At 66.9% G+C, this 13,166-nt stretch carries 9 protein-coding genes; all 9 read left to right on the forward strand.

The genetic code is table 11. The annotated features are described in order from the left end of the window. The first annotated feature begins 154 nt into the window (after positions 1-154). The 9 genes from typA (at position 155) to OHB56_RS27665 (ending at position 13,159) form a co-directional block, all read left to right on the forward strand. Positions 155-2,071, forward strand: a complete 1,917-nt coding sequence (typA, locus tag OHB56_RS27625) for a translational GTPase TypA (protein WP_406356255.1) — start codon at positions 155-157, stop codon at positions 2,069-2,071. 1,085 nt (positions 2,072-3,156) lie between these two features. After that, positions 3,157-4,194, forward strand: coding sequence for an ABC transporter permease (locus OHB56_RS27630; RefSeq protein WP_055594640.1), 1,038 nt, complete (start codon positions 3,157-3,159; stop codon positions 4,192-4,194). Between the two features lie 101 nt (positions 4,195-4,295). Further along, positions 4,296-6,098 carry an ABC transporter substrate-binding protein gene (locus OHB56_RS27635; RefSeq protein ID WP_055594639.1) on the forward strand — a complete coding sequence of 601 codons (1,803 nt, stop codon included), beginning with the start codon at positions 4,296-4,298 and terminating at the stop codon, positions 6,096-6,098. 104 nt (positions 6,099-6,202) lie between these two features. Then, complete coding sequence (locus tag OHB56_RS27640) at positions 6,203-7,180, forward strand: ABC transporter permease (RefSeq protein WP_055594638.1); 978 nt, start codon at positions 6,203-6,205, stop codon at positions 7,178-7,180. A gap of 10 nt (positions 7,181-7,190) precedes the next feature. After that, a complete protein-coding gene (locus OHB56_RS27645) occupies positions 7,191-8,252 on the forward strand; it encodes an ABC transporter ATP-binding protein (protein WP_406356259.1) in 1,062 nt (353 codons plus the stop codon). A 13-nt stretch (positions 8,253-8,265) separates the two neighbouring features. After that, positions 8,266-9,387, forward strand: coding sequence for an ABC transporter ATP-binding protein (locus tag OHB56_RS27650; RefSeq protein WP_055598180.1), 1,122 nt, complete (start codon positions 8,266-8,268; stop codon positions 9,385-9,387). Positions 9,388-9,624: 237 nt separating this feature from the next. Continuing rightward, a complete protein-coding gene (locus OHB56_RS27655; protein WP_406356261.1) occupies positions 9,625-11,256 on the forward strand; it encodes an ABC transporter substrate-binding protein in 1,632 nt (543 codons plus the stop codon). 6 nt (positions 11,257-11,262) lie between these two features. After that, positions 11,263-12,186 (forward strand): ABC transporter permease, encoded by a 924-nt coding sequence (locus OHB56_RS27660; protein ID WP_326754571.1) that lies wholly within the window; start codon positions 11,263-11,265, stop codon positions 12,184-12,186. Next, positions 12,179-13,159 (forward strand): ABC transporter permease, encoded by a 981-nt coding sequence (locus OHB56_RS27665; RefSeq protein WP_406356263.1) that lies wholly within the window; start codon positions 12,179-12,181, stop codon positions 13,157-13,159. Before OHB56_RS27660 ends, OHB56_RS27665 begins: the two co-directional genes overlap by 8 nt. Positions 13,160-13,166: the final 7 nt, after the last annotated feature.

Raw genomic sequence — 13,166 nt, forward strand, 5'->3', positions numbered from 1 at the left:
GGTCCGGTGGGCCGGTCCGGAGGAGGAGGGCGAGCCCCCGGTGCCGAGGGCCCGTACCATGGGGAGAGGCCGTGGCGTGTTCAGCCCGGCAGGGCCCGCGCACCACAGCCGTTTGCGCAGGGCGCTTCTCACCATTCCGGGAGTACGCCAACTCATGGCTTTGTCCATCCAGCGTCACGACATCCGCAACGTCGCCATCATCGCCCACGTCGACCACGGCAAGACCACCATCGTCGACGGCATGCTCAAGCAGGCAGGTGCCTTCGCCGCCCACCAGCTCGACCAGGTCGACGAGCGCATGATGGACTCCGGCGACCTGGAACGTGAGAAGGGCATCACGATCCTCGCCAAGAACACGGCGGTGAAGTACCACCCCAAGGACGGCGGGGACCCGATCACGATCAACATCATCGACACCCCCGGCCACGCCGACTTCGGTGGTGAGGTCGAGCGTGCCCTGTCGATGGTCGACGGCGTCGTGCTGCTCGTCGACTCCTCCGAGGGCCCGCTGCCCCAGACCCGCTTCGTGCTGCGCAAGGCGCTCCAGGCGCGGCTGCCGATCATCCTGTGCATCAACAAGACGGACCGGCCGGACTCGCGTATCGACGAGGTCGTCAACGAGGCCTACGACCTGTTCCTCGACCTGGACGCCGACGAGGAGCAGATCGAGTTCCCGATCGTCTACGCCTGCGGCCGTGACGGCATCGCCTCGCTGACCAAGCCGGCGGACGGCACGGTCCCGACCGACTCCGACTCCCTGGAGCCGTTCTTCTCCACCATCCTGTCGCACGTCCCGGCCCCCACGTACGACGAGGGCGCCCCGCTCCAGGCTCACGTCACCAACCTGGACGCCGACAACTTCCTCGGCCGGATCGCCCTGCTCCGCGTCCACCAGGGCGAGCTGAAGAAGGGCCAGACGGTCGCCTGGATGAAGCGCGACGGGTCCGTGTCCAACGTGCGGATCTCCGAGCTGATGATGACCGAGGCGCTCACCCGCAAGCCCGCCGAGAAGGCCGGCCCGGGTGACATCTGCGCGGTCGCCGGTATCACGGACATCATGATCGGCGAGACCCTGGCCGACCCGGAGAACCCCATCCCGCTGCCGCTGATCACGGTGGACGAGCCCGCGATCTCCATGACCATCGGCACCAACACCTCGCCGCTGGTCGGCCGCGGCAGCACCGGCAAGGGCGCCGACGCGAAGGCGGCCGTGAAGGACCGCAAGGTCACCGCCCGCCAGGTCAAGGACCGCCTGGACCGCGAGCTGATCGGCAACGTCTCGCTGCGCGTCCTGGACACCGGCCGTCCCGACGCCTGGGAGGTGCAGGGCCGAGGCGAACTGGCGCTGGCGATCCTGGTCGAGCAGATGCGCCGGGAGGGCTTCGAGCTCACCATCGGCAAGCCGCAGGTGGTCACCCGGGAGATCGACGGCAAGGTGCACGAGCCCGTCGAGCGGATGACGATCGACGTGCCCGAGGAGCACATGGGCGCGGTCACGCAGCTCATGGGCGTCCGCAAGGGCCGCATGGACAACATGTCGAACCACGGCTCCGGCTGGGTGCGCCTGGAGTTCGTGGTGCCCTCGCGCGGTCTGATCGGCTTCCGTACCGAGTTCCTCACCCAGACCCGGGGCACCGGTATCGCGCACTCCATCCACGAGGGCCACGAGCCCTGGTTCGGGCCGCTCACGACCCGTAACAACGGCTCCCTGGTCGCCGACCGCGCCGGCGCGGTCACCGCGTTCGCGATGACCAACCTGCAGGAGCGCGGTGTGCTGTTCACCGACCCCGGCACCGAGGTGTACGAGGGCATGATCGTCGGCGAGAACTCCCGCGCCGACGACATGGACGTCAACATCACCAAGGAGAAGAAGCTCACCAACATGCGGTCGGCCTCGGCCGATTCGTTCGAGGCGATCGTCCCGCCGCGCAAGCTGTCGCTGGAGCAGTCGCTGGAGTTCTGCCGCGACGACGAGTGCGTCGAGGTGACCCCGGAGTCCGTGCGCATCCGCAAGGTGAACCTGGACGGCCGCGAGCGCGCCCGCGCCGCGAGCCGCGCCAAGCACGGCTGATCCACAGGCCGGCATTCGGCCCCGCGCACGCGGACACATACGGCACCGGGCACCCCTGAACGCAGGGGTGCCCGGTGCCGTTCGTGCGGGCGGCGGAATGCGCGCCGGATCAGCGGACGGGGACAAGTCGGAACAGTACGGAACAGGCCGGAACGGTACGGAACAGCGCGGCGCAATGTCAGGGCGCAATGCCGCGGCGCGGTGTCGTGGCGAAGGGGAGCAAAAGAGGAAGGTAGGGATAACCCTCGATCTTGCCGGGAGATGCCCCTGAAGTGGGCAATGCCCACTACCCTTCTCCCGGAGCGGACGACCGTCGCGCCGGCGTGGTCGAGTTCGCGCCCGATACGCGGCTCGAAGGCCAACGGCCTTGTCGTCCAAGCGTGTTGAGTGCACGACAGTCCTTTGAGGACCTTGCACGGGGACCGCGCTATTCGCAATGGATTTTGTTGAGACGCGTGTCCGGTATGCGGACGCGCACCCCCGATAGATGTGTAACAAGTCCGTTTCGCAGGGATCTCCGACGAAACCCTTTGTCCGGATTTTGGAAGATGTAGTACCTAGCTGTGATCGAACCGAGACCTCGTGGGTGTGGCTCGGTCTTGTCGCATGGCAGATAGTTAGGCGCGTAGAACTCGGCCGAACGGGTCACGCGTCATCGATGCGGGCCCGCGGGTCAGGGAGCACCTGACGATCTCCGACACCAGTGACGGGCGGTGAACGAAGACATGTCGTGTGCTCCCCTTTGCGGTGAACCAGTGAATTCATGAGGAGGAACCCATGCGAGGTGCTACAAGCGCCATATGGGTCGCGTCGTCCCCGATGACAGGTGCGGACCCCGCGGGTACGTTCAGCCCCGTTCACGTTCCCGCTCTCGAGGCCGAGGCAACGATCCGGCGTCGCGAACTTCCTTGACTGCCCCGGCCCGGGTCCGGCCGGCGCCGGTCCCGGGTCAGGGTCCCCCAGCGGTGGGGTCGACCTCCAGTCGCTGTTCCAGTCGCGCGCTTCGAATGACGTACGCCGTGCGAAGGCCGTCGGGCCGCTTGTGCACTCCCGACGACCTCCAACACCTGTGAAACGGACGAATCATGACGAGTCCAACCGAGATCGAGGGTGCTGAGGCCTCTTCCGTCTTGGACAAAGAGAGCGAGCCGCAGGGCGACGCCCAGGAGCCGAAGAAGCTCGCGGGCCGCAGTCCCGGCCAGTTGATGTGGCAGCGCTTCAAGCGCGACCGCACCGGAGTGGTGTCCGCGTGCGTAGTGATCTTCTTCTTCGTGGTCTCCGCGCTCGCACCGCTCATCGCGAAGGTGTACGGCAAGGATCCCTACACGCTCTACGCCCAGGAGCCGGACTTCCCGTTCCTCCTGGACGACTTCGCCATGCCCACCGGTTCCTTCGGCGGCATGTCGGGCGAGTTCTGGTTCGGCGTCGAGCCCAAGCTCGGGCGTGACGTCTTCACCATGCTGCTGTACGGCGTCCGCACCTCGCTGTACATGGCCGTGGTCGTCACGACGCTGTGCGTGCTCACCGGTGTGCTCATCGGTTTGGTCATGGGCTACTTCGGCGGCCGGGTGGACTACTGGCTGGGCCGGGTCACGGACTTCTTCCTGGCCTTCCCGCAGCAGCTGTTCTTCATCGCCTTCATGCCCGTGGTGACCGCGATGTTCGTTTCCCCGCAGGACGAGACCCCCACCTACCTGCGGGCCGTGGCGATCACCCTGGTGATGTGGTTCCTCGGCTGGATGGGTCTGGCCCGTCTGGTGCGCAGTTCCGTGCTGTCGCTGGCGGACCGGGAGTTCGTGGAGGCGGCGAAGGTGTCCGGTGCCTCTCCCTGGCGCATCGTGCGCAAGGAGATCCTGCCGAACATCGTCACCCCGATCCTGGTGCAGGCCACCTACATCCTGCCGGGAACGATCCTCTCCATCGCCTTCCTCTCGTACATCGGTGTCGGCTTCGTCGAGCCGACCCCGGACTGGGGCCGGATGTTCGCCATCGGCTCCGAAGTGTACGAGCAGGACCCGATGTTCATGTTCTTCCCCGGCGTGGCACTGGTGGTCTTCGTGCTCGCCTTCAACCTTCTCGGAGACTCCGTCCGGGACGCATTCGACCCCAAGACCGGACGCTGAACCGTCCATTGGTGGGTGGGGGAGCTGCCGCCCCCGTTCCGACTTTCGGACCGTCAGGCAGCACTCGTGGACAACTAATGACAGGTAGGTGCATCCGCATCATGAAGCCCATCAGAACGCGTACCGTGCGTGCCATAGCTGTTGCCCTCGTGGCCGGCTCGCTGACCCTGACCGCTTGCTCCAGCGAAAGCGGCAGCAACAACAAGGGCAAGGACGACGCCAAGTCCCAGAAGGACGCCGCCAAGCAGCAGGACCCGGTCGCCTACGGTGACGCCGCCGCGTCCAACGGTCCGGCCGAAGAGGTCGCCGGCGCCAAGCCCGGTGGCTTCATCAGCGTGTACATGCAGTCGGACCTGACCCACATGGACCCGGGGCAGATCTACGTCAGCGACGCCGGTCAGTTCTCCAACCTGATCCACCGGGGTCTGACGAACTTCCAGGAGGACAAGGACGGCAACCTGACGGTCGTCGGTGACATCGCCACCGACTCCGGCAAGTCCTCCGAGGGCGGCAAGACCTGGACGTTCGAACTCAAGGACGGCATCAAGGACGAGGACGGCAAGGCCATCACCTCGGCCGACGTCCGCCACACCATCGAGCGTCTGTACTCCAAGGTCATCTTCGACGGTCCGACCTTCGTCCAGTCCTGGCTCTCGGGCAACGACTACCGCAAGGCGCTGCCGGACGGCCCCTACAAGGGCAAGCACCTGCCGGACTCCGTGCTGGAGACCCCGGACGACAAGACGGTCGTCTTCCACTTCGACCAGCCCCGCCCGGACCTGCCGCAGGCCCTGGCCATGGCCGGCTACTCCATCGTGCCCGAGAAGGCGGACACGAAGGAGAAGTACGACAAGGCCCCGAAGTCCCTCGGCCCGTACAAGATCGCCGAGCACAAGCCGGGCAAGTCGATGAAGCTGGTCAAGAACGACCAGTGGGACGCCAAGACGGACGCGGTGCGTCACCAGTACGTCGACGGCTACAACTTCAGCAGCACCGTCGGCCAGCCCAGCCAGACCAAGCGTCTGATCGCCGACCAGGGCGAGGCCAAGAACGCCATCCAGTTCACCGACTCGGTGGACCCGGCCCAGATGTCCACGGTCATCGGCGACGCGGACGCCAAGAAGCGCACCATCCAGGGCTACCAGCCCTACGTGTGGCAGCTGAACTTCAACCTGGACCGGATCAAGGACAAGAAGATCCGCGACGCGATCACGTACGCGATCCCGAACCAGTCCATGGTCCAGGCGGACGGTGGTCGCTACGGCGGTGAGGTCGCCGGCGGTCTGCTCGCCCCGACCCTGCCGAACTTCGACCCGACGTACGACCCGTTCGGCAAGCTGAAGAAGCCCAACGGTGACCCGGAGAAGGCCAAGGCGCTGCTGAAGGAGGCGGGTGTCAAGGAGGGGACGAAGCTCTCCTACGCCTACTCCAACACCCCGCGCGGCCAAGCCCAGATGGTCATCATCAAGGACGCGCTCAACAAGATCGGCTACGACGTCCAGGCGAAGGAGATCGACCGCGCCAGCTTCTACGAGCAGATCGGCAAGCTGAAGAACCCGTACGACATCTACATGACCGGCTGGGGCCAGGACTGGCCGTCCGCCTCCACGGTCATCACCCCGGTCTACGACGGTGAACTCGTCGCCGACGGTGCGTCGAACTACTCGCACATCAACGACAAGCAGGTCAACGACCTCATCAAGAAGGCCCTGACCCAGGAGCCGGAAGAGGCCGCCAAGACCTGGGAGCAGGCTCACCACCGCATCGTGGAGGAGATCAACCCGGCCGCCCCGGTCTACTACTCGAAGCAGATCCAGCTCTACGGTTCGAACATCGGCGGCGCCACGTACAGCAACGAGTCGAGCTACATCAACATCAACGACCTGTACCTGAAGCAGCCGTAACCCGTCAGCTCGGCTGACCGCGGGGGTGTGCGCCAGGCGGAGCGCACCCCCGCGGCCGGTACCCCCTCCCTGCCGCCGCGTTCCGAAGAGAGCATTCACCCGCCATGCTTCAGTTCCTCATCCGCAGGCTGATCGGCGCCGTCGTCATCATGTTCCTGATCGGCGCCTTCACGTTTTTCCTGTTCTATACGATCCCCCAGGACTTCGCAGAGCTGTCCTGCGGCAAGAACTGCTCCCCCGAGAACATCGCGGTGATCCGCGAGAACCTCGGCCTGGACAAGCCCATCACCGCCCAGTTCTGGGAGTTCATGAGGGGCATCGTGGCCGGGCGGGACTTCACTCAGGGACACTGCTCCGCGCCGTGCCTGGGGATGTCCTTCGACAGCGGCGAGTTCGTCTGGGACTCGATCATGGACCGCTTCCCGCTGACGCTGTCGCTGACCGTCGGTGGTCTGGTGATCTTCCTGCTCGTGGGTCTCGGCGCGGGTCTGCTCGCCGCGTGGAAGCGCGGCACGGTGGCCGACAAGGCCGTCAGCGGTGCTTCGATCGTGCTCAGCTCGTTCCAGATCTACTTCCTCGGCCCGATCGTCCTCGGCATCGTCGTCTACCAGACCGGCTGGATGGAGAACCCGAGCTACCAGCCGTTCACCGAGAACCCGTTCGCCTGGGCCGCCGGCATGATCATTCCGTGGGCCGTGATGGCCACGATCTTCACCGCTCAGTACACCCGTATGTCCCGCTCCACCATGATCGAGCAACTGCAGGAGGAGCACGTCCGCACCGCCCGCGCCAAGGGCATGAGGCAGCGGTACGTCTTCTTCCGCTACGCCTGGCGCGGCTCGCTGATCCCGATCGTCACGATCCTCGGTATCGACCTCAGCGCACTGCTGTCCGGCGCCGTGGTCACGGAGTTCACCTTCGATCTGGCCGGTATCGGACGTCTCGCGGTCGATTCGTCACTGACGAAGGACCTGCCCGTGACGATGGGCGTCATGCTGTTCGGGGCCTTCTTCATCCTGATCCTGAACATCATCGTCGACCTCACGTACGCGTACATCGACCCGCGCGTGCGCCTCAGCTAGGAGAGACACCGTGACCACTCTGACCAAGACCGAAGGCGGGACGGCCCCGACCGGGCCGGATGCCTTCCTCTCGGTCCGCGACCTGCGGGTGCGGTTCTCCACCGAGGACGGCACCGTCAAGGCGGTCGACGGACTGTCCTTCGACGTCGAACGCGGCAAGACGCTCGGCATCGTCGGTGAATCGGGCTCCGGCAAGTCCGTCACCAACCTGACCGTGCTCGGCCTGCACAACCCCAAGTTCACCACCGTGGAGGGCCAGATCCTCCTCGAGGGACGGGACCTGGTCACCACGGCCGAGAGGGACATGGAGAAGATCCGCGGCAACAAAGTCGCGATGATCTTCCAGGACCCGCTCACGGCGCTCTCGCCGTACTACACGGTGGGCCGGCAGATCGCCGAGCCGTACATGAAGCACACCGGCGCCTCCAAGAAGGAGGCGCGGGCACGGACGATCGAGATGCTGGCCAAGGTCGGCATCCCGCAGCCCGAGACCCGGGTGGACGACTACCCGCACCAGTTCTCCGGCGGTATGCGCCAGCGCGCCATGATCGCCATGGCACTGATCTGCGACCCCGACCTGCTGATCGCCGACGAGCCGACCACGGCCCTGGACGTGACCGTCCAGGCGCAGATCCTCGACCTGCTCAAGGAACTCCAGCAGGAGTTCGGCTCGGCCATCATCTTCATCACCCACGACCTCGGCGTCATCTCCGACATGGCCGACGACCTGCTGGTGATGTACTCGGGCAGGGCCGTGGAGCGCGGCAGCGTCCGTGAGGTGCTGCGCGCGCCCAGGCACCCCTACACCTGGGGCCTGCTCAGCTCGATGCCCCGCCTCGGCGGCGACACCTCGCAGGCGCTCAACCCGATCCCCGGATCGCCGCCCAGCCTGCTGAACCCGCCCTCCGGCTGCCCCTTCCACCCGCGCTGCGCCTTCACGGGCGAGGTGCCGGGCGACCTGTGCAGCACCGAGCGTCCGCCGCTCGGCGAAGGCCGTGCCACCGCGTGCCACCTGACGGCGGAGCAGAAGCAGACCATCTTCATCGACAAGATCCAGCCCCGGCTGCGCTAGGGAGATCCGAGACATGAGCGACAACCTCACCCTCCCCGCACAGCAGGGCTCCGCCGGCGCGTCGACCGAGACGCTGCTGAAGGTCGAGGGCCTCACCAAACACTTCCCGATCTACGGCGGCTTTCCGATCAAACGGAAGGTCGGCGCCGTGCAGGCCGTCGACAAGGTCGACCTGACCGTCGGCGTCGGAGAGAGCGTCGGTCTGGTGGGTGAGTCGGGCTGCGGCAAGTCGACCACGGGCCGGCTCATCACGCGGCTCCTGGAACCGACCGGCGGGAAGATCGAGTACCGGGGCCAGGACATCACGCACGCCTCCCGCAGGCAGCTGGCCCCGGTGCGGTCCGAGATCCAGATGATCTTCCAGGACCCGTACTCGTCGCTGAACCCGCGGCAGACCGTCGGCACCATCATCAGGTCGCCGATGGAGGTCAACGGGATCGACCCGGCGGGCGGCCGGGAGAAGAGGGTCCGTGAGCTGCTCGAGCTCGTCGGCCTCAACCCCGAGCACTACAACCGCTTCCCGCACGAGTTCTCCGGCGGCCAGCGCCAGCGCATCGGCGTCGCCCGTGCCCTCGCGCTCAACCCGAAGCTCATCGTGGCGGACGAGCCGGTCTCCGCGCTGGACGTGTCGATCCAGGCCCAGGTCGTCAACCTGCTGCAGAAGGTCCAGGAAGAGCTGGGCATCGCCTTCCTGTTCATCGCCCACGACCTGGCGGTGGTCCGGCACTTCTCGCAGCGCCTGGCCGTGATGTACCTCGGCAAGGTGGTCGAGGTCGGTGACCGGGACTCCATCTACAACCGGCCCCGGCACCCCTACACCCACGCCCTGCTGTCGGCCGTGCCCGAGGTGGCCATGGACGACGAGAGCGAGAACCGGGAGCGCATCCGGCTCGCCGGGGACGTGCCCTCGCCGATCATGCCGCCGTCCGGCTGCCGCTTCCGCACGCGCTGCTGGAAGGCGCAGGACAAGTGCGCCACCGAGGAGCCGCCGCTCGTCCGGATCTCCGGCAACAGCGAGGGCCACCTGACTGCCTGCCACTTCCCGGAGGACCCGACCACGGAGGCCCGTGGCGAGGACATCGTCCTCGACCCGGCGCTGAAGGCGTTGGAGAACGAGTCCGCCGAGAAGGAGTGACGCGGAGCACGCGACGCGAAGCACCGCCAACGGCTGCTGCCCACCCCGGAAGGGGTGGGCAGCAGCCGTTGGCGTTGGCGGTCCCGCGGTCGTACGCGTGGCCGACCCGGTCATGCGCACGTACATACGGTGGGAGTTGTCCCCGTACAGGTGTCGTACACATGCGGCCCGTGCTTTTTGCGCCGATATTGGCGTAAAGCGTCAGCGCGCCACTGCGTACGTACGAGGAGGCACTCCATGCGCGGAGCCACGCACGCCAGATGGATCGTCTGCGCGGTGGCGGTCGCCCTCGCGGCGACGGCCTGCGGAGGCGGGGACGGCGGCGGCAGCGGTGACGCCGGCGCGGTGCTGAGTGCCTCCTGGGGCGACCCGCAGAACCCGCTGGAGCCGGCCAACACCAACGAGGTGCAGGGCGGCAAGGTCCTCGACATGATCTTCCGGGGCCTCAAGCGCTACGACCCAAAGACCGGCGAGGCCCAGGACATGCTCGCCGAGTCCATCACGACCACGGACTCGCAGAACTTCACCGTCGAGGTCAAGGACGGCTGGACCTTCTCCAACGGTGAGAAGGTCACCGCCAAGTCCTTCGTCGACGCCTGGAACTACGGCGCGAGCCTGAAGAACAACCAGCGCAACGCCTACTTCTTCGGCTACATCGAGGGCTACGACAAGGTCCACCCCGAGGACGGCGGCAAGCAGAGCGACGACACCCTCTCCGGGCTCAAGGTCACCGGCGACCGGACCTTCACCATCAAGCTCACCCAGAAGTTCTCGACCTTCCCCGACACCCTCGGCTACGCAGCCTTCGCCCCGCTGCCCCAGGCCTTCTTCGACGACCACGACGCCTGGGTCGCCAAGCCGGTCGGCAACGGCCCGTACACCGTCGACACGTACACCAAGGGCTCGCAGATCTCCCTGCGCACGTGGAAGGACTACCCCGGCGACGACAAGGCGCGGAACGGCGGCGTCGACCTCAAGGTCTACACCGACAACAACACCGCCTACACCGACCTCCTCGCCGGCAACCTCGACCTGGTCGACGACGTCCCCGCCGCCCAGCTGAAGAACGTCAGGAGCGACCTGGGCGACCGCTACCTCAACACCCCCGCCGGCATCATCCAGACCCTCGCCTTCCCCTACTACGACAAGGCCTGGAACAAGTCCGGCTCGGAGAAGGTCCGCAAGGGCCTGTCCATGGCGATCAACCGGGACCAGATCACCGAGACCCTCTTCGTGAAGACCCGCACCCCCGCCACCGACTGGACCTCCCCGGTCCTCGGCAAGGACGGCGGCTTCCAGGACGGACTGTGCGGGGACGCCTGCGAGTACCGGCCCGACCAGGCGAAGAAGCTCATCCAGGAGGGCGGCGGCCTGCCCGGCGGCAAGGTCACCCTCACCTACAACGCGGACACCGGCTCCCACAAGGACTGGGTCGACGCCGTCTGCAACTCCATCAACAACGCGCTGGACAACGAGCGCGCCTGCGCCGGAAACCCGGTCGGCACCTTCGCCGACTTCCGCAGCCAGATCACCCAGCAGAAGATGAGCGGCCCGTTCCGCGCCGGCTGGCAGATGGACTACCCGCTCATCCAGAACTTCCTCCAGCCGCTCTACTACACCAACGCCTCCTCCAACGACGGCAAGTGGTCCAACAACGACTTCGACGAGTTCGTCGACCAGGCCAACCAGGAGACCGACACCGCCAAGGCCGTCGGCCTGTTCCAGCAGGCCGAGAAGGTCGTCCGCGACAACATGGCCGCCATCCCGCTGTGGTACCAGAACGGCAGCGCGGGCTGGTCCGAGCGGCTGTCCGACGTGAAACTCAACCCCTTCAGCGTCCCCGTGTACGACCAGATCAAGGTGAGCTGATCCGCCGTGGGACGCTACGTCGTCCGGCGCCTGCTCCAGATGATCCCGGTGTTCATCGGGGCCACGCTGCTGATCTTCCTCATGGTGAACGTGATGGGCGACCCCATCGCGGGCCTCTGCGGCGAGCGGCAGTGCGACCCGGCGACGGCCGCCCAGCTGGAGAAGGAGTTCGGCCTCGACAAGCCCGTCTGGCAGCAGTACCTGACCTACATGGGGAACGTCTTCACCGGCGATTTCGGTACGGCGTTCAACGGCCAGAAGGTCACCGAGCTGATGGCGACCGCGTTCCCCGTGACCATCCGGCTCACGATCATCGCGATCCTCTTCGAGATCGTCATCGGCATCGCCCTCGGCGTGGTCACCGGACTGCGCCGGGGACGCCCCGTCGACACCGGCGTCCTGCTGCTCACCCTCGTCGTCATCTCCGTCCCCACCTTCGTCACCGGTCTGCTGCTCCAGCTGCTGCTGGGGGTGGAGTGGGGGTGGATCAGTCCGTCGGTCTCCTCCGCGGCCCCGTTCGACGAGCTGATCCTGCCCGGCCTGGTGCTGGCCTCCGTCTCCCTCGCCTACGTCACCCGGCTGACCCGCACCTCCATCGCCGAGAACCGGCGCTCCGACTACGTCCGCACCGCCATCGCCAAGGGGCTGCCCCGGCACCGGGTGATCACCCGGCACCTGCTGCGCAACTCCCTCATCCCGGTGGTCACCTTCATCGGCGCCGACATCGGCTTCCTCATGGGCGGCGCGATCGTCACCGAGCGGATCTTCAACATCCACGGTGTCGGCTACCAGATCTACCAGGGCATCCTGCGACAGAACACCCAGACCGTCGTCGGCTTCGTGACCGTCCTCGTCCTGGTCTTCCTGGTCGCCAACCTCGTCGTCGACCTTCTGTACGCCGTTCTCGACCCGAGGATCCGCTATGCCTGAAAAGCACTTCGACCCCGACCGCGCCATCGCGGGGACCGGAATGGGCGGCACCATGGACCTGGGCGTCGACGAGGCCGAGACCCTGGAGAAGGCCCCGGGAGGCCCCGAGGGCACCGGCCCCCGGGAAAAGCCGCGCTCCCTGTGGTCCGACGCCTGGCACGACCTGCGCCGCAACCCCGTCTTCATCGTCTCCGCCCTGGTGATCCTCTTCCTGGTCGTCATCTCCCTGTGGCCCTCGCTGATCACCTCCGGCAGCCCCCTCACGTGCGACCTGGCCAAGGCCCAGGAGGGCTCCCAGCCCGGCCACCCCTTCGGCTTCAACGGGCAGGGCTGCGACGTGTACACCCGTACCGTCTACGGCGCCCGTACGTCCGTCACGGTCGGCGTCTGCGCCACGCTCGGCGTCGCGATCCTCGGCAGCGTCCTGGGCGCGCTGGCCGGCTACTTCGGCGGGGTGGGGGACTCGGTCCTGTCCCGGATCACCGACGTCTTCTTCGCCATCCCGGTCGTCCTCGGCGGGCTGGTGCTGCTGTCCGTCACCACCAGCAACACCGTCTGGCCGGTCATCGGCTTCATCGTGCTGCTCGGCTGGCCGCAGCTCTCCCGCATCGCCCGCGGCTCGGTCATCACCGTCAAGCAGAACGACTACGTCCAGGCCGCGCGGGCCCTCGGCGCCTCCCACTCCCGCCTGATGCTCCGGCACATCGCGCCCAACGCCATCGCCCCGGTCATCGTCGTGGCGACCATCGCACTCGGTACGTACATCTCGCTGGAGGCGACCCTGTCCTACCTCGGCGTCGGACTGAAGCCGCCCAGCGTCTCCTGGGGCATCGACATCTCCGCCGCCTCGCCCTACATCCGCAACGCCCCGCACGCCCTGCTGTGGCCCTCCGGCGCCCTCGCGATCACCGTCCTGGCGTTCATCATGCTCGGCGACGCGGTGCGCGACGCCCTCGATCCGAAGCTGAGGTGAGCCGCCG

The organism is Streptomyces sp. NBC_01635, assembly GCF_045209715.1.
GTDB lineage: Bacteria > Actinomycetota > Actinomycetes > Streptomycetales > Streptomycetaceae > Streptomyces > Streptomyces hirsutus.

Bases quoted from the DNA above. Each gene is read 5' to 3' on its own strand.
- typA (WP_406356255.1), top strand. From the start codon at position 155: ATGGCTTTGTCCATCCAGCGTCACGACATCCGCAACGTCGCCATCATC.
- OHB56_RS27630 (WP_055594640.1), top strand. From the start codon at position 3,157: ATGACGAGTCCAACCGAGATCGAGGGTGCTGAGGCCTCTTCCGTCTTG.
- OHB56_RS27635 (WP_055594639.1), top strand. From the start codon at position 4,296: ATGAAGCCCATCAGAACGCGTACCGTGCGTGCCATAGCTGTTGCCCTC.
- OHB56_RS27640 (WP_055594638.1), top strand. From the start codon at position 6,203: ATGCTTCAGTTCCTCATCCGCAGGCTGATCGGCGCCGTCGTCATCATG.
- OHB56_RS27650 (WP_055598180.1), top strand. From the start codon at position 8,266: ATGAGCGACAACCTCACCCTCCCCGCACAGCAGGGCTCCGCCGGCGCG.
- OHB56_RS27655 (WP_406356261.1), top strand. From the start codon at position 9,625: ATGCGCGGAGCCACGCACGCCAGATGGATCGTCTGCGCGGTGGCGGTC.
- OHB56_RS27665 (WP_406356263.1), top strand. From the start codon at position 12,179: ATGCCTGAAAAGCACTTCGACCCCGACCGCGCCATCGCGGGGACCGGA.